Source organism: Klebsiella sp. CSG-1 (assembly GCF_056521145.1).
The window spans coordinates 130,642-152,888 of record NZ_JBWNLD010000004.1 but is presented as its reverse complement, the minus strand read 5'-3'; the positions used below and the strand labels follow the sequence as shown (position 1 = coordinate 152,888).

Sequence of the window (22,247 nt, the reverse complement as noted above, 5' to 3'; positions counted from 1 at the left end):
GTAGAACGGTGCAGGGGCGCCTTAGATGGCGTGTTTTTCTCCTGAAGCCACCGACGGGTCGGGCGGCGCGCGGCGGCCTGCATCGAGGTCGGCGCGAATCTGTTCGTAATGATCGTCAAGGCGATAGAAGCGCCCGATCCACAGCATTGAGGCAACGATCAGCAGCGCCGGGATGTAGAGATAACAGGCTTTAATCGCCAACATTGCGCTGTCGCTTTGTACCTGGTTAGCGATATAGCCGCCGGAAGAGAGCAGCACGCCGGTGAACGCACCCGCGCCGGCCATCGCCACTTTCCCCAAAAAACCGTTGATGGAGGTTAAAATCCCCGCCGTATTGATACCGGTTTTCCACACGCCGTAATCCACGGGATCCGCCTGCATGGAGAAGTAAATGGCCGTTCGCTGACCGGCGCCGAGGGACAGTACCACCGCCCCGGCAATCAGCCCCCAGCTGTTAGCGCCGGCCGCCATCATCATGCCCATACCCATGAGGTTAATCGCGCTCGCCCACAGATAAACGTGGCGCTTTTTCATCCGGCTGGCGAGCAGCGGAACGGTGAGAGTGCCCAGCAGCGGGACAAACGTGGAGATCCCGGCAACGATCGCCGTCAGATCGTTATTGCCAACGTAGTAGTGGAAGAAATAGACCAGCGCCCCGGTCTGGAAGAAGAACGCGCCCCACATCAGGAAAATGTTCACCGCGAAGACCAACCAGGGACGATTGGCGCGCAGGCTGACCCACGCACGTTTTAAGGTCATCCGTTCTTCGGTGATGCGGATGTTCTCTTTGACGTTACGGAAGCTCACCAGCAGGAAGAAGGTGGCAATCACGCCGAAAACCACCGCGGTATAGAAGAAGCCATCGGCCTGGCTACCGTTGCCCAGCGCCCCGACCAGCGGTAGGGTAGCGACCGCGACAATCGTTGCCCCAAGTGAGCCCAGCAGAATACGCACCGCCGATAGCGTGGTGCGCTCCCGCGAGTCGTTGGTCAGAAACGGTAGCATCGCGCAAAATGGAATATTGACCAGGGTGTAGAGAAACGACAGACACAGGTAGGTCACAAAGGCGTAGAGCAGCTTACCGGTGGTGCCAAAATCGGGCACGTAGAAGGCCAGAATACAGAGCACACCGAAGGGTACTGCGCCAATCAGCAGGTACGGACGGCAGCGCCCCCAGCGGGTGGCGGTATTATCGATCACCAGCCCCATCAGTACGTCAGCGACGCCATCAACCAGACGGGTGACGAGGAACATCAGGCCGACATAGTAGGCGGGAAGGCCCATCACATCGGTATAAAAGAACATCAGATATAAAGAGATCATCTGCCACACGAGGTTGCAGGAGAGGTCGGCGATGCCATAGCCAATGCGCTGCCGCCATCGGGTAAAGAATGTTTCTGCCATAAAATGCACTCGCTTATTGTTGTTGTTAAAGTCCGTACTGGCGAATAAACCAGGCCGGGGTACAGCTCCACGCATGGCAATAGCTGTTGATCAGTTTGCTGCCATAAGGGGAAAACTCAGGATCCGCCGGGTCAAAAATTTCCCAGAAGGTATCGGCGCCGTAGTTGATCATCGCGCCCCAGTAGGCCTTGATTTCGGCAATGGCTTCTTCACGGAGCCCGCACTGCAGCAGGGCGGCGATATAGTGATGGCGCAAATAGGGGGTATTCATGGCGATGGCCGGCGGATGGCGTCGCAGGTTATGCATGATCTCCCGACGCTGCCCGGCGCTACCGACTTCCGCCAACACCAGCCAGATCTGCGAGGCCCAGGAGACCTGGCGCTGTGCGCCGCTGACGTAAAATCCCTGCTTCTCATCCCACAGTCTCTCCTGCACCGCCGCGCAGAGCTGCTGCAAACGGGCGCGGTAGTCCGGCACTCGCTCAGGCTCAAAGCGCTCGGCCAGCCGGATGGCGCGGCGCAGGCAATAGATCAGCACACCCTGAGCCGCGGCTTGTTTATTCAATGATGCCTGCCAGTCGATAAAGACCCACCAGTCATCGCTATCGCGCACCAGGCCAGACGCTTCGCAGCGGGCCAGGGCGAGGTCGATTTGTCGACGCGCCGTCGGCCAGAGTTCGCGAGCGGTTTTGTCATCTTCGGTACTGTGCAGATAGTTATAGAGAATGTCGGCAAAAAAGAGAGAGTAATCAAAGAGAAAGGTATCGTCAGCCAGCACGTCCGGCTGGACGAAAACGTTGGCTGACACCATCCCGTCTTCCCGGGTATGACCGGCAAACAGGTACAGACAGCGGCGGACCAGATCGTGGTGCGCGAAGGTGACATCATTGACCAACGCCTGCAGGCGTAAATCCCCGAGCCACAGGCGGCGGTCACGTTTCGGACCATCTTCAAACACCTCCTGCATACAGTTCTTCAGGGTCAGGACGGCAACCCGGTCAATAGCCTGAAGCTGCGGATCGGTGGTCACTGCCGGTGGGCAGGTTTGCGTTGCTGACGTCACGGCATTGACCTGGATCTGGTTGAGACGCAGGCGGAATTTCTCCGACACCGCCTTAACCTCCACTTTCAGGTAGCGAAAGCAGTAGCGGCGTGGCAGGTCGACGGCGGCGGGCAACACGTCAAGCCACAGGTCCTGCTGCTGCAACCAGCTGCTGCTGAGCCAGCCCTGATAATCGCTGAAGGGTTCGCACACTTCGCACAGGGTTTCGCCGAAGGTCAATTGCAAATGGGCCGGGGCGTCGGGGGGGCTGCCGGCGCTCAGACAGGTGAAGTGCAGATAGCCGACGATGTGGCTGCCGAAATCGATGATCGCACTGTCACCGCTGGTCAGTTCACGCCGGGAAAAGTCCGCTAAGGTGCCTACTTCATCCCCGCGCCAGCCGAACAGGGCCTCGGGGTCGGCATGGGCTTGTATCACCGCCATCGGCTGGCGCGACTGGCTGTGCAGTACAGGTCTGAGCGCTTCGGCGGTACGTAAAAAATGCGGGTGGCGGGTCATCGTGACCTGCGCGTTGCGTTGAATGGCCTGTGACATACTGCGTCCTCTGAATTGATTTTCACGCAGCATAAGATGTCGACGCCCGCCATAACCACTCTGGCAATGCCAATCCCGTTGTGAAAATGGCACTGATAGTGGGGTGGGCCGGTTGACGATCACAATTCTATAAATCTTGTTCGTGGCAGTCAGTAAAATGCATTATCGTGCCACTGCCCGAATGCCGTTTTGGATATTGTTAACGATGATATTAACCGTTGAGTATTATTTCGCCGATCCGCAGGATAAGCTAGGGATGTACGCTAGCGATCCGGAAGATAACAGTCATGAACACAGTCACGAGTTTGCTGAACTGGTGATAGTGGACGAGGGGCACGGCTTACATATTATTAACGGCCGGCCATTATATATTCAGCAGGGCGACGTTTTTTATGTTCAACCTGGGGATGTACATTATTATGATGAGCTTGGAACACTGAAATTAATTAATGTATTGATTAACCCCGAGGTTGAATTTCATTATTTACAGCATCTCGATTCGCTATTGCAGACCTTCTCTTCCCGGCAGGCCTCCTGCTACGGCTGGCTGGCGCCAGATGCCCGCCATATCTGCAAGGAACTGGTGGGGAAAATATTTTCAGCGGATGGCCAGCGGGGGGAAAACAGGGCGCTGCGGGAAGCCGCTTTTTTCCAGCTGGTCACGACCATAATGTATGCGGAAACCGAAGCTGAATACAGCAATACCAAATATAAACTGCATAAGCTGCTGACCTGGTTACAGGAGCACTGTTTTGAAGACCATAACTGGCAACAGCTGGCCGAAAAATTTCATCTGACGTCACGTACTGCTTTTCGCCATATAAAAGAAGCCACCGGGATGACGCCGGATAATTATTTAAAACGCCTGCGTTTAGTCTCAGCGCGAGTAAAGCTCCGGGAAACAGATATGACGATTACCGATGTGGCTTACTTGTGTGGATTTGCCAACAGTAACCACTTCACGACCCTGTACAAAAAGGTTTTTGGGGTGACCCCCAGCGAAGACAGGCGTCGTTTGCTGCGCTGATGGAGCCACTATTTCAAGGCGACATTTTGTGCCTTCGCCCACTTGCGCAGGCGGGCGCTGGCGTTAGCATAAGGCGACGAGGTGTTGAGTGAAATCATCCTCCCCAGAGTCCATTTTCCATACCACGGCCGGCCGTAAAGCGAATCATTGTCCTGGGCTTCGATGCAGGCGATAAGCCGCCGTTTAGCCTGATGCAGAGAATCGAGCAGAGCCGGGTAGTCCTGCGCGGGGTAATCGAGGTAGAACTTTTGCGCCAGCAGCCCAAGCTGGTTCCATTGAAAACCGGTTTCCGGGAAGTCGATGGGCTGCTGCGCTTCATCGCGAGCCAGCCATTTGAGAACCAGTTCATTCCATCCCAGCAGATAACAGACCAGATCGCGAACGCTCATTTCGGTGTTCTGTGCATGACCAGGAAGGGTCTTTTGCTCCGTCATCTCCGGGGGAATATGCGTCAAATAGCCGGCTAGTTTAGCGTAGTTTTTATTGATGGCTTGCAGGAGTTGCGCCTGGGTTTGCGGTACGCTCATAGCGAGTTCCTTTCGGTGGGATGAGTTGGTTATACGGTATGTTTCCGCAGTGGGATATCGGGCATCTGCGCGGGCGACTGTGCTCGACAATCGGCGGCGTTTATCGCCCGGGCAGGGCGCCTGCGTCGCTCCTCAGGTTAAATTTCGCCTCGCGCGCTGGCAAATACGCAAGGTGGCGGGGGAAGGGTTGTCGGCTAGCCATTGCTCGCAGAGCGACTGTACCCACTCCGCTCTCTCTTTACCCGCGTCGTTCAGCCAGTTGGCCACAGAATCCTGGACATATCTCGACGGGTCAGCACGCAGTGGGGAAAGGATTGTCAGCGCCCGTTGGGGCTGTTGTTTCAACTCAGCGATATGCGCGCACCAGACGCCGCGTGGGCGCAGGGACTCGCAGGCAAAACGGCGAATGTATTGCGACGCGCAAGAGGTCCAGGGGGTGAGCAGGGCGATAGTGAGATCCAGATCGTGCGCCAGATGCGGACGCAGCGCCAGCCACGCCCATTCGCGAACACCAAAATGACTATCGTCGGCCAGGGGATAGATAGCGTGTAAGCGCGCATCAAGCGTTAAATCCGGCGCGGCGCCGAGCATAAAACAGGCCCAGCCGCGCACCGTATCCGACGAATGAGCCGCACAGCGGTCGAATCCACTCTCCCCGAGTTCGCTCAGCAACAGACGAGCCATACCCGCCATTCGTTTAACAATACCCTGCGCAGCCAATCCCTCTGCGGCCTGGTGGGAAACCGGCGACAGTTCTGGAAAGACTGAGCGCAGCAGAACGGCCTGATCGATGGCCAGGATTTCCGTCAGGTTGGCACCTGGCAACTCTCCCCGCGAAAGCCGGTGCAAAATGTCGTCAGGGATATCCGCGACGCGGGTTGCGCCTTTACGTTGTTGTTCAACCGGCATGGGTATCTCCTTTTCCCGCCAGGGCACCGGCGGCAACTTTCGCCAGCAGTTCAGATAGCTGGGTGCGTTCTTGCGCCGAGAGAGGGCTGAACAAACTGGCTATCCAGCGGCTATGTTGGGCAAAAACGCGGGCGATAAGTTGCTTACCCTCAGAGGTTAATGCAATACGCATGGCTCGGCCATCAAGGGGGTCAGCGTGGCGTTCAATCAGCCGGTCGCGTTCGAGACCGTTAAGTAATCCGGTAATGGTTGCCCGGGTGACGCCGGCTTTTTCCGCCAGTACGTTGGGGGCCAGACCGTCAGGCGCGCCATCGAGTAAAAACAACAGTACGAAGCGCCCCTCGGATAATCCCCATGGCGCCAGTAGCATCGCGCAATCGCGATCAATCGCAGCGGCCAGTGAGAGGGTCTGAAAACAGAGACGGATCCTATCGACACCGGCAAGCTGAAGACGCCGGGCCTCCTGCAATAGTGAAAGATATTTCTGTTCAAGCTCCATAGCGGCCTCTGAAACATAGTATGGCGCCTAACTATATGGGTGGGTTCACAGACAATCAAATGTAAACGCGCGTTTTGTGAACATCAGCGTAAAACGTAGAGAGTGATGGCAAACCTGCCGCGAGAGCGTGCCGACATTTTGCCGGGTGGCGGCTGACGCCTTACCCGGCCTACAGGTAGTTGCGGATGTGATAGCGAAAGGCCCAGACTGGCGAGGGAGTTGATGTCATGCGCCGATCGTGTAGGCCTGTGTAAGCGAAGCGCCGCCGGGTAATGCCCTGAAGCGCACTATGCAGTCAGCAAGCCTGCAGGTAAATACAGGTGGTTGTGGATGTGATAGCGAAAGGCCCTCCTTGCGAGGGAGTTGATGTCATGCGCCGATCGTGTAGGCCTGTGTAAGCGAAGCGCCGCCGGGCAATGCTCTGAAGCGCACTATGCAGTCAGCAAGTCAGGCAGGTCGGTAAACCCTGCCTGTGTCGACGAATGGGGTTTATTCTTCCGGGGTATTGGCCCGCACATGTCGGCCGCTGGCGACAAAGTTGCCGGTGCCGAGATGATGCAGCGTATTGATCTTATCGTCGTCGAATTGCCAGCGTCCGGTGACGAAAGCGCGCTCATCGGCGGCGGCGGAAACCACCTCGCCAAACAGCGTATCGTACTGCTCCTGCGCTGCCGTTGGCGGCAGCAGTCGGCACTCCATCCACGCCAGACACTTCTCTTCAATCAGCGGTAATCCCAGTTCCGGCCCCTGCACAACGGGAATGCCGTAAGCGTTAAATTTATCCTCATCGCGTCCGCTGATGCTGCCGACCGCGTAGGTCCAGCTGGCAGCTTCTACGCCGGGGACCACGATGCCGAAGGTCCCGTTGCGCTCAATGATCTCCCTTGTCCAGGCACTTTTATCCACCACGATGGCGAGCCGGGGAGGGGCAAACTCCACCGGCATCGACCACGCAGCGGCCATGACGTTACGGCGCTGAGATGCGGCATCGTAACTGGTTATCAGAATGGTCGGGCCATGATTGAGCAGACGACTGGCGTACTGGAGTTCCACGTGGCGAAAACGGCTCATAAGCGTTCCTTGGTAAATGGGTCTGGTGCCAGACAACACGTTAATCCGCAATGAAATTGTAATCAATACGTCATACAGGCTGCCTATAGTCGGCACCACTAAATCCCAAAGAGGATAACAATATGTTAGCTCTCCTGTCTTTATCACAGGTGAGTGCGGCCCGTCGGCTGTTGACGGCGGGCGGAGCAACGCTTTCCCGGCGGGGAGGGCGATAATGCGTGCGCTTACCGGCATCAAACTCGACGGCGTTTCGTTCGCCTTCGGCACTCATACTGTACTGAATCAAATAGACCTGCATATCGATGCTGGCAGCATCGTGGCGCTGCTGGGGCCATCGGGCTGCGGCAAAAGTACCCTGTTGCGTCTGCTGGCGGGTCTCAGCGTCCCGGCAGCAGGCGAGATACGCTTTGGCGATCGTCTGGTGGCGAAACCCGGCTGGGGGATGGCGCCGGAGCAGCGCGACATCGGCATGGTTTTTCAGGACTACGCCCTGTGGCCGCATATGACGGCGGCGCAGAATATCGCCTTTCCTCTGCGTATGCGCGGCGTAGCGCGCGCTGCACGACAACAGCGGGTGAATGACGCGCTGGCGATGGTTGGCCTCAACGGCTTTGCCGATAGGAAGCCCTCCGGCCTTTCCGGCGGTCAGCAGCAGCGCGTCGCGTTGGCTCGCGCCATTGTTGCCGAACCGCGCGTGCTGTTGTTTGACGAACCGCTCTCCAACCTCGATAGCGAACTGGGCGAATCGCTGTGCGTTGAGATGAGCCGTCTGCTGCGTCAGCTGGGGATCACCGCGGTGTATGTGACTCACGACCGCCGCGAAGCCGAGCTGTTGGCCGACCGAATTGTTCATTTATCTGCCGGCACTGTTGCCGCCGTTCGCACCATCACTTCATCCTCCGGGGAACTCGTATGAAAACCGTTATGACCGTTAAGAAAGGAGCTGTGCTCGCGATGTTGTTGTCTGCCACCATGATGTCCAGCGCCCACGCGCTGACCGTATATACCGCCGGGCCGGGTTCGCTGGCGAAAAGTCTCGCCAGCGGCTATGAAAAGAAAACCGGGGTGAAGGTCAGTATTTTCCAGGCCACAACCGGTAAGGTGATGGCGCGTCTCGACGCGGAGCAGGCCAATCCGCAGGCGGATGTGCTGATCTCCGCCTCCTGGGATACCGCGGAAGATTTGCATCAACGCGGCTGGCTGCTGCCGTACGAAAGCGCCAATGCCGATAAGGTCCCGGCGAACCTGAAATCTGCGGATTATGTTGCGCAGGGGATATCCGCACTGGGGATCGTCTGGAACAGCAAAAGCGGAACCCCGGAGCCGAAAGAGTGGCGCGACCTGACCGAAGCGGCGTTTAAAGATAAGGTCACCACGCCAGATCCGGCGCTCTCCGGCGCATCGCTGGATTTGCTGATCGGGTTACAAAATGGCATGGGCGACAAGGCCTGGGCATTGTTCGACGATCTGAAAAAGAACGGTATGGTGGTCAGCGGGCCGAACGCTCAGGCGGTGACGCCGGTGATGCAGGGGGCGAAAGCGGCGGTGTTCGGCGCGGTGGACTATGTCTCTTACGGTAATATCGACCAGGGGGAGTCCCTGAAGGTGATTTTCCCCGCCAGCGGTACGGTGATTGCCCCGCGGCCGATGATGATCCTCAAAACCACGGCGCATGCTGACGATGCCAAAGCCTTCGTCGACTATGTCCTGTCGCCGGAAGGCCAGGCGCTGGTCGCCGGCGCGTGGCTGATGCCCGCGCGTAGCGATATCCCGGCTAAACGTCCGCTGCTTAATGAACTGAAAATTCTGCCGACCACCGGCGATGGCAGCAGCGAACGCAGCGCGGTGCTTTCCCGCTTTAATACGCTTTTCGCCCAGTAAGCCAACTTTTCCCGGGTTGCGAAAGTTTGCTCGGGCACATTTCCCGGAGGCGGCGCTGGCGCGCCTGTCCGGGCTACTGGACCGCAGACGGCTGTGAACCTGTAGCCCGGCTAAGCGCAGCGCGAGCCGGGTAAGATCGTATCCAGGACTCTACCGTGAAACAGAAACTGATTTCCAGCGTCACCCTGACGGTGCTACTGGTGCTGGTGGCGTTACCGCTTTTATTCATCGTCTTGCAGGCCATTTTCCCTCATTTTAGCGCCGGTTCTCTGAGCGGGGCGCTGACGGGCGTACCGATGCTGTTAGCCGATCCTCAGCTCCTGCCGATGCTCGGCGGTACCCTGTGGGTGGCCAGCGGCGTCGCGCTGATGAGCGTGGTTATCGGCCTGCCGCTGGGGGTGCTGCGCGGCCTGTTTAATGTTCCGCTGCCGCGCCTGTGGGATCTGCTGTTCCTGATCCCGTTCCTCACGCCGCCGTATATCGCGGCGCTGTCGTGGATGCTGGTGCTGCAAAGCAACGGCTATCTGCAACAGTTAACCGGTTGGGATCTGAACGATCTGCTGTTCAGCCGCGGCGGGATCGTGCTGGTGATGACCTTTAATATCTTCCCGGTGGTCTATTTTGCCGTTTCCCGCAGCCTGCTGGCGAGCGGTCAGCGGCTGGCGATTGTCGCGCGCGTTCATGGCGCCAGCGCCTGGCGAGCCTTCTGGCATATTACGCTGCCGATGCTTTCCCCGGCGCTGGCGGCAGGGATGCTGCTGGCGTTTACCCTGGCAATTGAGGAGTTTGGCGTCCCGGCGGCGTTGGGATCGCGGGCCGGACTGGTGATGCTTACCGTCGGTATTGAGAAAAAGCTGGCCGACTGGCCCATCGATCTGCCCGGCGCGTCGCTGCTGTCGCTGCTGCTGATTGGGGTTGCGCTGCTGGCCTGGTGGCTGCAAAAGCGGTTGGTGGGGGATACTGAGGTCACCAGCGTGACCGGTAAGCCGGGGGAAAATAGCGGGGCGGAACTGGGGTGGCTGGCGTTGCCCGCTGTTCTACTGATGCTGGGTATCGGAGGCATCGCGGTGGTGCTGCCGGGGGCGGCAATGGTCCTGACCGGCCTGATGGGGACCTTATCAGGCGGCATTCATGCCGATAATTTTACCTTCCGCCATTTTGCCGCGCTGTTTGCCAGCCAGGGGGATGCGCTGTCGGCTCTGGGCACCAGCCTTTCTCTGGCGCTGGCGTCGGCGCTGATCGTCGGCCTGGTGGGGCTGATTGTCGCGTGGCTGGTGCTGGTGCAGAAAATCAAAGGCCGTGGCATCGTCGATGCGCTATCGCTGATGCCGGCGGCGCTGCCCGGGGTTGTCGTGGGCGTCGGGTTGATTCTGCTGTGGAACCAGCCGTTCTGGCCGGTTTCGCCCTATAACAGCGGATGGATGTTGCTATTGTCATACTGTTGTCTGCTGCTGCCGTGGCCGGTGCGCTATGTTGGCAGCGCCCTGCGCCAGCTGGGGAGTAATCTCGAACCGGCGGCGCGGGTCCACGGCGCATCGCCGCTGCGGGCGCTGCGGCTGATTGTGCTGCCGCTGGTCTTTCCGGCGCTGCTGGCGGCGATGCTGATGGTGTTTGCCGTCGCTTCGCGCGAACTGGTGACGTCGCTGCTGCTGGCGCCGGCGGGGACGCAAACCGTGGCGGTATTTATCTGGCGTCAGTTTGAGCAGGGGTCAATCGGCCAGGGGATGGCCATGGCTTCGCTGACGCTGTTGAGCGGCCTGGCGCTGATGCTCGGCGCGCTGGCCCTGATGCAACGCAGCACGCGCGGTTAATGGTGACCGCACAAAAAATGCAATCGGCGGGGAAAACCAGGCTATAAATGTCGGACACCGATTGCTGGAGGCATTGATGAGTCGATTTTTAAGCGCTTATTTTTCTCGTCTGGGCTGGACGGGAACCCCTGATGTATCGCTTAACACCTTGCGCGAACTGCATATTCACCACAATGGCGCGATCCCGTTTGAAAATCTGGATGTCCTGCTGCCCAGAGAGATCCATCTCGACGATCGAACGCTGGAAGAGAAGCTGATTCATGGCCGTCGCGGCGGTTACTGCTTTGAGCAAAATGGGCTGCTGGAGCGGGTACTTCGCGAGCTGGGTTTTCACGTCCGTAGTCTGCTGGGGCGCGTAGTGCTGGCCAATCCGGCGCAGATGCCGCCGCGAACCCATCGTCTGCTGTTGATCGAGGTCGACGGTGAGCGCTGGATTGCCGATGTCGGCTTCGGCGGCCAGACCCTGACCGCGCCTGTCCGGCTGCTGGCGGATGCGGAACAGTCAACCCCGCACGGTGTCTACCGACTGATTTGCGAAGGGGATGAGTGGACGTTGCAGTACAGCCATCACGGCCACTGGCAGTCGATGTACGTTTTCGACCTCGGGCGCCAGTATGCCGCTGACTATGTCATGGGGAATTTCTGGTCGGCGCACTGGCCGCAGTCGCATTTCCGCCACCATCTGCTGATGTGCCGTCATTTACCGGACGGCGGGAAAATGACTTTAACCAACTTCCACTTCACCCATTGGGATAACGCCCATGTGGTCGAGAAGATTGATTTACCGGATGTTCCGGCGCTGTATGAAGCGCTGCAAACCCGCTTCGGTATTGGCGTCGATGATGCCAGATATGGCTTTACGGAAGGCGAGCTCGCAGCGGTCATGGCGGCGTTTGATACCCACCCGGAGGCGGGGAAGTAAGGGTTACTCCGTCCAGACAGAGAGGCGGTCGGCCGCGCAGGCGGACCGCCTGTATCGCATCGGTAGACCCGCACGGCCGCCGGGACGACAGTTTGCTTCCGGCCCCTGGCAGGTCTCCGCCTCCGTTATCCTCGCGTGGGTCACCGCGGCGCAGGAATATCCGTTAAGCTGAATATTTTGCCGCTGCCGAACGACCAGTCCTCCGGCCCGGTAAATCCAATGACCACCATGATATTCTGCGGGCCGATCCCCAACGAACGTTCCAGTCTGGCGACTAAATTTTGATAAAAAGCCTGTTTCTGATGAGGGCTGCGCGCTTTGCCAGCCGTTATCTGAAACAGCAGATAATCGTCGCTGCGGCTGCCCTCTGCGCCGCAGAGATAGTCAGGGTCAAACACGCGCTGTTGTGGGCTGTAGCAGTCAAAAAGCTGAAAACAGTCGCCAGGCGGTACCGAAAAATGCTCTTCAAGCGCCTGCTGCAAATCCCTGGAGATTTGAACGTGCCATTGCTCGAAATGCTGCGCGGAAATGGCGATGCGGGTCATGGGCATAAGCGTCCCCTCATTCGGTATCGAGCTGGCTAAACACATTGAGCGCCGAAACCGCCGCTGGCCATCCGGCGTAAAACGACAGGTGGGTAAAAAGCTCCGTGATTTCGCTCTCCGTTACGCCGTTTTTGCGGGCCAATTTCAGGTGCCAGGCAAGCTGTTCAGGGCGATACATGGCGACCAGCGCGCTGAGAGTGATGAGACTTCTGTCGCGCGGTGACAGCGCCGGGCGCTGCCAGATATCGCCAAACAGAACCTCTTCACTCAGTGATGCCAGCTTTGGCGCCAGCGCCGCCAGGTTTTCCCGGGTCAGATTAACTTTGTCCATTTGCAACCTCATAGGTGGATGTCACGGAGACGATATCCGGTTATGATGGTTTCGATAATCATATAATTTGTGATCAACAATCCTGAAAAGCGGGATGATTAATGATGACCAGACGACCACTGACCTTTGATGCCGATGCGCTGCGCGCTTTCGTGACCGGCATGGAACTGGGCAGTTTTGCCCTTGCCGCCGAACGCCTGGGGCGTTCAACGTCGGCGATCAGCGCTCAGCTTAAAAAGCTTGAGCAGCAGAGCGGCACGGCGCTGGTACAAAAGGCCGGGCGTCATCTGGCGTTGACGGCGGAAGGGGAGATTATGCTGAGCTACGCGCGGCGAATGCTTAGCCTGAACGACGAAGCCTGGGCTGCGCTTAAGGCCAGAGGAGTGAGCGGCGAGGTTCGCCTCGGACTGCAGGAGGACTTTGGCGAGGTGTTATTGCCGGCGGTCCTCGGGCAGTTTTCCCGCGCCTGTCCCGAAGTGGAGATTGTGGTTACCGTCACGCGCAATGCGCCGCTGCGCGAGGCGATGATGCGCCAGGAGCTCGATCTGGCCCTGAGCTGGGAAGGGCGCGATCAACCGGTTTTTGATCATCTGCTGGGGAGACTGCCGCTGCAGTGGATCGCGGCGGCGGAGTTCGATCCTGCCCGTTACCTCGACAGAAACCAGCCGCTGCCGCTGCTGGCTTTTGAAGCGCCGTGCGTCATGCGCACCGCCGCCACCGCGGCGTTAGACAACGCCGGAATACCCTGGCGGATTGCCTTTACCAGCCGCAGCCTGAACGGTATCTGGGCCGCCGCATCCGCAGGACTGGGGGTGGCGCTACGCACCACGATTGGCATGCCTGCTTCGCTGCAGGTCGTTGATTGCGCAAAATTGCCCGCGGCGGGTGACATCGGGGTGGGGTTATATGGCGATGAAAATCGGCTTACCGGGCCGGCGAAACTGCTGCTGAATACCATTACCGCCTGTTTTGCGCTGCATATACCGCCGACGGATAATTCCGCTGAGCGCTGAACCCGGTCTGTTAAGCTGTTTTTGGCGCCTGGCGGCGTAAATTTGCTATCTGTTTGCAAAAAGATAAACGATGAACATAAGAATTGCACACAGGCACATAAATATAACGCTTGCGGTGTACTCCTTTACCTCCGTCAGATAATCGTCATTAAATTTATTTAACGCGTTAACGGCATCTTTTTCGTTTTCAGCTTCTACCGCAACGTGATGCTTTCTGAACCCCTGTCGTTTCATCTCTTTAATCAAAGAGGATGTCACTGCCTCTTTTGGTACGGCTTTCCCGCCGCGGCTGCTGATAAAAATGACGTATTTACCCATGGTTCCCTCACATCCGTATCATCCGGTTGAGTCAGCGCTTTTCAAGAGAAGAGATCGCGCGCGGGAACAGTATAAGTCATTGCGGGAAGCGACTACAGGGTTACTCTTTTCCGCCTGTTTTAAACGCATCAGCCTCCTGGCGCGGAGGCTGATTGGTTAGCTTATAAGGGCTGACAGAGCGAGTGGTAAAACATTCAGCGTCGGGATCTCACCAGCTGGTAGCGGCGGGTCAGATACTCTATCGGCGCGCTCCAGACGTGCACCAGGCGAGTGAACGGGAAGATCAGGAAGATGGTCATCCCCAGCACCAGATGCACGCGGTAGATAAAGGCCACGCCATCCAGATGCGCCGAGGCGCCGCCGTGGAAGGTGACCACCGCCTGCGCCCAGTCCACCAGCTTGAGCATTTCGCTGCCGTCAGGATGTTGAGCGGAGAAGGGGATCGTCGTCAGACCCAGCGCGCACTGAATCAGCAGAATGCTCAGAATCAAAATATCCGCCGTCGATGAGGTGGCGCGAATACGCGGGTTGCTCAGCCGACGAATCAGCAGCCCGGCGCCGCCCACCAGCGTCAGTACGCCGCAGATCCCGCCGAGAATCATCGCCATCAGCTGCTTTTGCGACATCGGCAGGAACCAGGAGTAAACCCAGTGTGGGGTCAGCATCCCGAAGAGGTGGCCGAAGAAAATGCCCAGGATGCCGATATGGAACAGATTCGACCACAGCACCATGCCGCGTTTGTCGAGCATCTGGCTGGAGGAGGCGCGCCACGTATACTGCCCGTAGTCGTAGCGTAGCCAACTGCCGATGAGAAACACGGTCCCGCACAGATAGGGGTAGATATCGTAAAAAAAGACGTTCAGGTACTGTATCATTTCGGGCCTCCGGCACCGACGTCGACGTACTGCGGCGCGACGTCCTGGCTAAAGCGTCGTTGATAATGTTGCATCGGAGAGCTGTCGCAGGCGGTGGCGTTATCTTCGATAAACTTCACCTGCTCTTCCTCCCACACCGCATCCAGCGCCTGGCGGGTATCATCGCGCTGTTCACCCGCCACCTGCCTGGTGACACTGTCACTGCTGAGCGTGCTGCCGGCCAGCGCCAGCAGGGCGTCAAACAGCTGATAATATTGGCACTGGCGTTGTTTGACGCGCCCGCCAAGCAGCGCCAGAATCGGGGCAACGTTGTGCAGGCCTTCTCTGGCGTCATCTGCCGGCAGGCTACTGAGGTACTCCAGATAGAGCGGTAAATGGTCAGGCAGCTCCCGGCAGTCGATGTGCAGCCCGGCCTGCTCATACTGATTCATGAGCTCGACCATTGCCTGGCCGCGGTCGCGGGATTCGGCGTGAACATGTTCAAACAGCAGCAGCGAGGTGGCCCGTCCGCGGTCAAACACTTCGCACCATTCGGCCTGGCGGTCGAGCAGCGGGGCGGCCAGCAGCGATGCAACAAACGGCAGCAGCGCCGGCGCATCGGCACGGACCAACTCCAGCGCTTCTTCACGGTTGTCCCATAGCAGGCTATCCGGATACTCCAGCAGCAGACCGATGATTTTGAGGATCCGCATTACTCTTTCTCCCCGATGTTGATCGCATCGATGCGCTGGCTGTTGAACAGGTTGAATTTGCTATCCGACCCGTGGCAACCATCGCCGAAGGTAAATCCGCAGCCGTTGCGTTCCGGGAAGGCATCTTCGGCCATTTCCCGATGGCTGGTGGGGATCACGAAGCGATCTTCATAGTTAGCGATGGCCAGGTAGCGGTACATCTCCTCGACCTGCTCCACGCTTAAGCCCACCTCTTCGATAGCCCGGGTGTCGGTCACCCCTTCGACGGTTTGTGAGCGTTTGTAGTGGCGCATCGCCATCATCCGTTTCAGCGCGCGCAGCACCGGCCCGGTATCGCCGGCGCTCAGCAGATTGGCCAGATACTGGACCGGAATGCGCAGGCTTTCGACGGCGGGCAGGATGCTGCCATTATTCGGCAGGCCGCCCGCATCGGCGACCGACTGAATCGGCGACAGCGGCGGGACGTACCAGACCATCGGCAGGGTGCGATACTCCGGGTGCAGCGGTAGCGCCAGTTTCCAGTCCATCGCCAGTTTATAGACCGGCGATTTCTGCGCCGCCTCGATGACGTTATGCGGGATGCCTTGCTTCAACGCCTCTTCAATCACCGCCGGGTCGTGGGGATCGAGGAACACATCGCACTGGCGCTCATAGAGGTCGGTTTCATGTTCGGTGCTGGCCGCTTCTTCAATCCGATCGGCGTCATACAGCAGCACGCCGAGGTAGCGAATGCGTCCGACGCAGGTTTCCGAACAGACCGTCGGCTGGCCGGATTCAATCCGTGGATAGCAGAAAATGCACTTCTCCGATTTGCCGCTTTTCCAGTTGAAGTAGATTTTTTTATACGGACAGCCGCTGATGCACATGCGCCAGCCGCGGCATTTATCCTGATCGATCAGTACGATGCCATCCTCTTCGCGCTTATAGATAGCGCCGCTCGGGCAGGTCGCGACGCAGCTCGGGTTAAGGCAGTGTTCGCACAGGCGCGGCAGATACATCATGAAGGTATTTTCAAACTGGCCGTACATCTCTTTCTGCATGGCTTCGAAGTTGCGGTCACGGGCGCGCTTTTCAAACTCGCCGCCGAGCAGCTCTTCCCAGTTGGGGCCCCAGCTGATTTTGTCCATCCGCTTACCGCTGATCAGCGAACGGGGGCGGGCGGTAGGCAGATGCTGGCTCTCCGGCGCGGTATGCAGATGCTGGTAGTCGTAGGTGAAGGGTTCGTAATAGTCGTCGATGCCCGGCAACTGCGGGTTGGCGAAGATTTTTGACAATACGCCAACGCGGTTGCCGAGGCGCGGCGTCAGCTTACCGGTGATCCCGCGGATCCAGCCGCCTTGCCACTCCTCCTGGTCTTCCCAGTTTTTCGGGTAGCCGATACCGGGTTTGGTTTCGACATTGTTAAACCAGGCGTATTCCATCCCTTCGCGTCCGGTCCAGACGTTCTTGCAGGTGACCGAGCAGGTATGGCAGCCGATGCATTTGTCGAGATTGAGCACCATGCCAACTTGTGAGCGGATTTTCATTTTTTCGCCTCCTGTACCTGATCGCGACCTTCGTCATCCAGCCAGTTAATGTTGCTCATTTTACGAATCATGATGAACTCATCGCGGTTGGAGCCGACGGTACCGTAATAGTTAAAGCCGTAGGCCAGCTGCGCATAGCCGCCAATCATATGGGTGGGTTTCGGGCAAATGCGGGTCACCGAGTTATGAATGCCGCCGCGACGGCCGGTGACTTCAGATCCGGGAATGTTCATGATGCGCTCCTGCGCGTGGTACATCATGGTCATGCCGGGCGGTACGCGCTGGCTGACCACCGCCCGGGCGGTGAGCGCACCGTTGGCGTTAAAAGCCTCAATCCAGTCATTGTCTTCGATGCCCAGCTCTCTGGCGTCGGTTTCACTGATCCAGACGATCGGCCCGCCGCGCGACAGGGTCAGCATCAGCAGGTTTTCGCTGTAGGTGGAGTGAATCCCCCATTTCTGGTGCGGGGTGAGGAAATTGAGCGCCTTTTCCGGGAAGCCGTTGGGCGGAATCTCATGCATATGGCTGACGCTACGAGTATCAATCGGCGGTCGGTAGACCACCAGGCTTTCGCCGAAGGCGCGCATCCACGGATGATCCTGATACAGCTGCTGGCGGCCGGAGAGCGTACGCCAGGGGATCAGTTCATGGACATTGGTGTAGCCGGCATTGTAGGAGACATGTTCGCTTTCCAGGCCGGACCAGGTCGGGCTGGAGATGATTTTACGCGGCTGGGCCTGAATATCGCGAAAGCGAATCTTCTCATCTTCTTTGTTGATGGCCAGATGGGTGTGATCGCGCCCGGTAAACTCTCCCAGCGCCTGCCAGGCCTTGACCGCCACCTGGCCGTTGGTTTCCGGCGCCAGGCTGAGGATCACTTCCGTGGCGTCGATGGCGCTGTCGATGCGCGGGCGGCCTTTTGCCGGGCCGTCGGGCTTGACGTAATTGAGTTTGCCGAGGAAATCGACCTCATCCTGCGTTTTCCAGCTGATGCCTTTACTGCCGTTGCCCAGCTTATCCAGCAGCGGGCCCAGGGAAGTGAAGCGCTCGTAGGTGGCAGGGTAATCGCGCTCGACGACCGCGATGGTGGGGGCCGTTTTCCCCGGAATCAGATCGCACTCGCCCTTATGCCAGTCAACCACATCGAAGGGCTGGGACAGCTCACCCGCAGAGTCATGCTGCAAAGGCAGAAGTACCACATCGGTCTCCGCGTCGAGGTGGCCGACGCAGACCGTTGAAAAGACGTTGGCGATCTCTTTATAGATTTCCCAGTCGCTTTTGGCTTCCCAGGCCGGGTCGACGGCGGCGGAAAGCGGGTGGATAAACGGATGCATATCCGAGGTGTTCATATCGTCTTTTTCATACCAGGTGGCGGTCGGCAGAACGATATCTGAAAACAGGCAGGTGCTCGACATGCGGAAATCGAGGGTCACCAGCAGATCGAGCTTGCCTTCAATCGCCGCGGTCTGCCACTCGACCTCTTCCGGTTTAACCTCGTCCGTCGCCCCCAGTTCATCGCCCTGGATGCCGCTGTCGGTACCCAGCAGATATTTGAGCATGTACTCATGCCCCTTGCCGGAGGAACCCAGCAGGTTGGAGCGCCAGATAAACATATTCCGCGGGTGGTTTTTACCGTTGTCCGGCTGCTCGCAGGCAAAGCGGATGGCGCCGGATTTCAGCGCCTGCACGGTGTAGTCGGCGGGTGAGAGACCAGCGGCATCAGCCTGCCGCTTAATTCTCAGCGGATTGACGCTGAGCTGCGGGGCGGAAGGTAGCCAGCCCATGCGCTCGGCGCGTACGTTGAAATCAATCAGGTGTCCGGTATATCGACTGGCGTCCGCCAGCGGCGAGAGGAGCTCCTGGGCGGTCAGCTTTTCATAGCGCCACTGGCTGGAGTGGTTGTAGAAATAAGAGGTGCTGTTCATCTGGCGCGGCGGGCGGCTCCAGTCGGTGGCAAACGCCAGCGGCAGCCAACCGGTCTGCGGACGCAGTTTTTCCTGGCCGACATAGTGCGACCAGCCGCCGCCGCTTTGTCCGACGCAGCCGCAGAACACCAGCATATTGATCATCCCCCGGTAGTTCATATCCATGTGGTACCAGTGGTTGACGCCGGCGCCGAGGATAATCATCGAGCGGCCGTGGGTTTTATGCGCGGTATCGGCGAACTCCCAGGCGATTTGCTCGATGTGGTGACGGGGAACGCCGGTAATCTGTTCCGCCCAGGCCGGGGTGTAGGCTTTCACTTCGCTGAAATCACCGGCGGCGTTCTCATCGTCGAGCCCCCGGTCAAGGCCGTAGTTAGCCAGCACCAGGTCATAGACGCTAACCACCAGTCTGCTCTCGCCGCTGGCCAGGGTCAGACGTTTGGCCGGCAGCCGATGAACCAGCACCGGCTGCTGCGGCACGCTGCGAAAATGCGGGTTTTCATTGCCGCCAAAATAGGGGAAGCCTACGGCAGCGACCTCATCTTTGAGATCCAGCAACGAAAGAGTGAGTTCGGTCTCTTGCCCGGCGGCCCGCTGTTCGAGGTTCCATTTCCCTTTTTCGCCCCAGCGAAAACCGATAGATCCATTGGGGGCGACCAGTTCACCGGCGGTGCTGAAGGCCACCGTTTTCCACTGCGGATTGTTGCTCTCGCCCAGTCCGTCCAGCAGGTCCGAAGCGCGCACCATTCGTCCGGGGACGGTGGTGCCGTCGTCGCGATCGTCGAGCAACACCAGCATCGGCATGTCGGTGTAGTGGCGGCAGTAGTTGAGGAAATAATCGCTCGGATTGTCGAGGTGGAAGCGTTTTAAGATGACATGGCCCATCGCCATGGCCAGCGCGCTGTCGGTACCCTGTTTCGGCGCCAGCCACTGATCGCACAGTTTCGCCACTTCCGAATAGTCCGGCGTAATGGCAATGGTTTTGGTGCCTTTATAGCGCACCTCGGTAAAAAAGTGGGCGTCAGGCGTTCGGGTCTGCGGAACGTTAGAGCCCCAGGCGATAATGTAGCTGGAGTTATACCAGTCGGCGGATTCCGGCACGTCGGTCTGTTCGCCCCAGGTCATCGGCGAGGCGGGGGGGAGGTCGCAATACCAGTCGTAGAAGCTCAGGCAGGTACCGCCGATCAGCGACAGGTAGCGGGTGCCGGCGGCATAAGAGACCATCGACATCGCCGGGATCGGCGAGAAGCCGACAATGCGGTCCGGGCCATAATGCTTGATGGTCCAGACGTTGGCGGCGGCAATCAGCTGGTTCAGCTCTTTCCAGGTCGAGCGAATAAACCCGCCTTTGCCGCGCATCTGCTTGTAGCTGAGGCACTGCTGCGGATCTTCCATGATGCTGTTCCAGGCATCGACCGGGTCGGGATGGCGGTCCAGCGCCGCGCGCCATAGCTCAATCAGCCGTTTACGCGCCAGCGGGTATTTGAGTCGGTTGGCGCTGTAGAGATACCAGGAGTAGCTGGCGCCGCGCGGGCAGCCGCGCGGTTCGTGGTTGGGCAGATCAGGGCGGGTGCGCGGATAGTCCGTCTGCTGGGTTTCCCAGGTGACCAGTCCGTTTTTGACGTAAATTTTCCAGCTGCATGAGCCCGTACAGTTTACTCCGTGCGTGGAACGGACGATTTTGTCGAACTGCCAGCGCTGACGGTAGCTATCTTCCCAGTCACGATTGGTATCCAGGACCTGACCGTGGCCGTTGGCAAAGGTCTCGCGTTTCTGCTTAAAGTAGCGAAAGCGATCCAGTAGTTTACTCATGACGTTTCTCCTGCTCCGATAATGTCCGGCATCAAGCCCTTACCGGAAGCGACGCGTTTGCACCTTATCCGCCCCGTAAGACCGCACGATCCCGTAGGCCGGATAAAGGCGTCAGCCGCCATCCGACAAATATGCCGTTATTTTTTTGCCGGTTTACGACGACCATAGACCAGCCAGGTCACCAGTACGCAAACGACATAAAAGACAAAGAAAACCTTCATGGCGCCGACCGGGGAGCCGGTCATGGCTAACGAGGTGCCAAAGGCTTTTGGGATGAAGAACCCCCCGACGGCGCCAATGGCGGAGATAAACCCGAGCGCGGCGGCGGTATCGGTGACCGCTTCGTGCTGGGCCTGTTCATCGCTGCCGCCGCGTTTCTTGACGCTATCGAGGGTTATCTGGCGAAAGATCACGGCGATCATCTGGAACGTGGAGCCGCTGCCAAGACCCGCGGTGAGGAACAGCCCCATAAACACCACGTAAAATGCGAGGAAACTCCCGGAACCGGAGCCGGGCAGGGTGAGGAACAGCAGGCCGGTAAACAGCGCCATCAGAATGAAGTTCACCAGGGTGACGTTGACGCCGCCCAGACGGTCGGAAATGATGCCGCCGAAGGATCGCGCCAGGGCGCCGATAAACGGGCCAAAGAAGGCCAGCTTCAGGATATTCACCTCCGGAAACTGCGTTTTGGCCAGCATCGCGAAGCCGGCGGAAAAACCGATGAACGAGCCGAAGGTGGCGAGATAAAGCAGGCTCAGCAGCCACATATGCGGGCGTTTCAACACCGGGAGCTGATCGCGAATGGAGGTTTTGGCGCCGGCGATATCGTTCATTCCGAACCACGCCGCCACGGTAGCGGCGAGCAGCAGCGGCACCCAGATTAGCGGCGAGTTGCCGAGCCACAGAGTCGCGCCGTCCGCTTGGTCGACGCCGCGAACGCCAACAAAAGTGAAGATCGGCACGAAGATCACTACCGGCGAGAGCAGCTGCAACACGCTGACGCCGAGGTTGCCCAGGCCGCCGTTCACGCCGAGGGCGCTGCCTTGCTTCGCTTTCGGGTAGAAAAAGCTGATGTTGCCCATGCTGGAGGCAAAGTTAGCCCCGGCAAACCCACACAGCAGAGCGATAAGAATAAATATCCAGAATGGGGTTGCCGGGTTTTGCACCGCGATCCCAAGCCACAGACAGGGCACCACTAAAATAACGGTACTGATCACCGTCCAGTAGCGTCCGCCAAATATAGGAACCATAAAAGAATAGGGTACGCGTAATATTGCCCCGGACAGCGAAGGAAGCGCGGTTAATAAAAAAAGCTGGTCAGTGGTGAAATTAAAGCCGACTTTATTGAGATTAACCGCAACCGCGCTGAATAACATCCATACGCAGAAGGCGAGAAGTAAACAACTCACTGAAATAATAAGATTTCTTCGCGCAATGGCTTTGCCTTTATTTTCCCAGAATGCCGGATTTTCCGGGCGCCATCCTTTTAAAAGGTAATGATTATCTTTCTCACTTTCTCTTGACATAGTGCCCTCGCGTGCCCAGTAACCAAAGAAAATTTA

At 58.4% G+C, this 22,247-nt stretch carries 20 protein-coding genes; 6 read left to right on the top strand and 14 right to left on the bottom strand.

What is annotated here, in order from left to right:
- Positions 1–21: 21 nt before the first annotated feature.
- Together AC007G_RS11700 and AC007G_RS11695 are read right to left on the bottom strand one after the other, a co-directional pair.
- On the bottom strand, positions 22–1,404 hold the full coding sequence (locus AC007G_RS11700) for a glycoside-pentoside-hexuronide (GPH):cation symporter (protein ID WP_142630614.1): 1,383 nt from the start codon (positions 1,402–1,404) through the stop codon (positions 22–24).
- A 25-nt stretch (positions 1,405–1,429) separates the two neighbouring features.
- Positions 1,430–3,001, bottom strand: a complete 1,572-nt coding sequence (locus tag AC007G_RS11695) for an alpha-L-rhamnosidase-related protein (protein WP_180888520.1) — start codon at positions 2,999–3,001, stop codon at positions 1,430–1,432.
- A 205-nt stretch (positions 3,002–3,206) separates the two neighbouring features.
- On the opposite strand from AC007G_RS11695, the gene AC007G_RS11690 reads away from it, so the two are divergent.
- Entirely contained in the window at positions 3,207–4,028 is an 822-nt protein-coding gene (locus tag AC007G_RS11690) for a helix-turn-helix domain-containing protein (RefSeq protein ID WP_004861650.1), read from the top strand.
- Between the two features lie 8 nt (positions 4,029–4,036).
- Here AC007G_RS11690 and AC007G_RS11685 read toward each other — a convergent pair whose 3' ends face one another.
- From AC007G_RS11685 to AC007G_RS11670, 4 genes are all read right to left on the bottom strand, one after another.
- Complete coding sequence (locus tag AC007G_RS11685; protein WP_085397352.1) at positions 4,037–4,555, bottom strand: ClbS/DfsB family four-helix bundle protein; 519 nt, start codon at positions 4,553–4,555, stop codon at positions 4,037–4,039.
- A 132-nt stretch (positions 4,556–4,687) separates the two neighbouring features.
- Entirely contained in the window at positions 4,688–5,464 is a 777-nt protein-coding gene (locus AC007G_RS11680) for a DNA alkylation repair protein (RefSeq protein ID WP_142630616.1), read from the bottom strand.
- On the bottom strand, positions 5,454–5,963 hold the full coding sequence (locus AC007G_RS11675; protein ID WP_032699942.1) for a MarR family winged helix-turn-helix transcriptional regulator: 510 nt from the start codon (positions 5,961–5,963) through the stop codon (positions 5,454–5,456). Before AC007G_RS11675 ends, AC007G_RS11680 begins: the two co-directional genes overlap by 11 nt.
- 489 nt (positions 5,964–6,452) lie before the next feature.
- Positions 6,453–7,034: a flavin reductase family protein gene (locus AC007G_RS11670; RefSeq protein WP_004861659.1), complete on the bottom strand. Its 582-nt coding sequence runs from the start codon at positions 7,032–7,034 to the stop codon at positions 6,453–6,455.
- Positions 7,035–7,245: 211 nt separating this feature from the next.
- On the opposite strand from AC007G_RS11670, the gene AC007G_RS11665 reads away from it, so the two are divergent.
- The 4 genes from AC007G_RS11665 to nhoA all read left to right on the top strand — a co-directional run bounded on the left by AC007G_RS11665 (position 7,246) and on the right by nhoA (position 11,648).
- Complete coding sequence (locus tag AC007G_RS11665) at positions 7,246–7,950, top strand: ABC transporter ATP-binding protein (protein WP_185935633.1); 705 nt, start codon at positions 7,246–7,248, stop codon at positions 7,948–7,950.
- Positions 7,947–8,915, top strand: a complete 969-nt coding sequence (locus AC007G_RS11660) for an ABC transporter substrate-binding protein (protein ID WP_142630618.1) — start codon at positions 7,947–7,949, stop codon at positions 8,913–8,915. The genes AC007G_RS11665 and AC007G_RS11660 overlap by 4 nt, the downstream gene beginning before the upstream one ends.
- Positions 8,916–9,070: 155 nt before the next feature.
- Complete coding sequence (locus AC007G_RS11655; protein WP_064384962.1) at positions 9,071–10,726, top strand: ABC transporter permease; 1,656 nt, start codon at positions 9,071–9,073, stop codon at positions 10,724–10,726.
- 76 nt (positions 10,727–10,802) lie between these two features.
- The gene (gene nhoA, locus AC007G_RS11650) at positions 10,803–11,648 is read left to right on the top strand and encodes an N-hydroxyarylamine O-acetyltransferase (protein ID WP_032699935.1); all 846 of its coding nucleotides are present in this window, start codon (positions 10,803–10,805) and stop codon (positions 11,646–11,648) included.
- Positions 11,649–11,788: 140 nt separating this feature from the next.
- Here nhoA and AC007G_RS11645 read toward each other — a convergent pair whose 3' ends face one another.
- Together AC007G_RS11645 and AC007G_RS11640 are read right to left on the bottom strand one after the other, a co-directional pair.
- Positions 11,789–12,199: a tautomerase family protein gene (locus AC007G_RS11645; protein ID WP_032687843.1), complete on the bottom strand. Its 411-nt coding sequence runs from the start codon at positions 12,197–12,199 to the stop codon at positions 11,789–11,791.
- Positions 12,200–12,209: 10 nt separating this feature from the next.
- Positions 12,210–12,524 carry a carboxymuconolactone decarboxylase family protein gene (locus tag AC007G_RS11640; RefSeq protein ID WP_032687841.1) on the bottom strand — a complete coding sequence of 105 codons (315 nt, stop codon included), beginning with the start codon at positions 12,522–12,524 and terminating at the stop codon, positions 12,210–12,212.
- A gap of 104 nt (positions 12,525–12,628) precedes the next feature.
- Between AC007G_RS11640 and AC007G_RS11635 the strand changes: the two genes are divergently transcribed.
- Positions 12,629–13,537, top strand: coding sequence for a LysR substrate-binding domain-containing protein (locus tag AC007G_RS11635; RefSeq protein ID WP_335290076.1), 909 nt, complete (start codon positions 12,629–12,631; stop codon positions 13,535–13,537).
- A gap of 45 nt (positions 13,538–13,582) precedes the next feature.
- Here AC007G_RS11635 and AC007G_RS11630 read toward each other — a convergent pair whose 3' ends face one another.
- The 6 genes from AC007G_RS11630 to AC007G_RS11605 form a co-directional block, all read right to left on the bottom strand.
- Positions 13,583–13,855: a hypothetical protein gene (locus tag AC007G_RS11630; RefSeq protein ID WP_032687840.1), complete on the bottom strand. Its 273-nt coding sequence runs from the start codon at positions 13,853–13,855 to the stop codon at positions 13,583–13,585.
- Positions 13,856–14,049: 194 nt separating this feature from the next.
- Complete coding sequence (gene narI / locus AC007G_RS11625; RefSeq protein WP_142630619.1) at positions 14,050–14,730, bottom strand: respiratory nitrate reductase subunit gamma; 681 nt, start codon at positions 14,728–14,730, stop codon at positions 14,050–14,052.
- Positions 14,727–15,422: a nitrate reductase molybdenum cofactor assembly chaperone gene (gene narW / locus AC007G_RS11620; protein WP_032687838.1), complete on the bottom strand. Its 696-nt coding sequence runs from the start codon at positions 15,420–15,422 to the stop codon at positions 14,727–14,729. Before narW ends, narI begins: the two co-directional genes overlap by 4 nt.
- Positions 15,422–16,948 carry a nitrate reductase subunit beta gene (narH, locus tag AC007G_RS11615; protein WP_032696255.1) on the bottom strand — a complete coding sequence of 509 codons (1,527 nt, stop codon included), beginning with the start codon at positions 16,946–16,948 and terminating at the stop codon, positions 15,422–15,424. Before narH ends, narW begins: the two co-directional genes overlap by 1 nt.
- Positions 16,945–20,685 carry a nitrate reductase subunit alpha gene (locus AC007G_RS11610; RefSeq protein ID WP_032696254.1) on the bottom strand — a complete coding sequence of 1,247 codons (3,741 nt, stop codon included), beginning with the start codon at positions 20,683–20,685 and terminating at the stop codon, positions 16,945–16,947. The genes narH and AC007G_RS11610 overlap by 4 nt, the downstream gene beginning before the upstream one ends.
- Before the next feature lie 137 nt (positions 20,686–20,822).
- The gene (locus AC007G_RS11605) at positions 20,823–22,211 is read right to left on the bottom strand and encodes a NarK family nitrate/nitrite MFS transporter (RefSeq protein WP_479466601.1); all 1,389 of its coding nucleotides are present in this window, start codon (positions 22,209–22,211) and stop codon (positions 20,823–20,825) included.
- Positions 22,212–22,247: the final 36 nt, after the last annotated feature.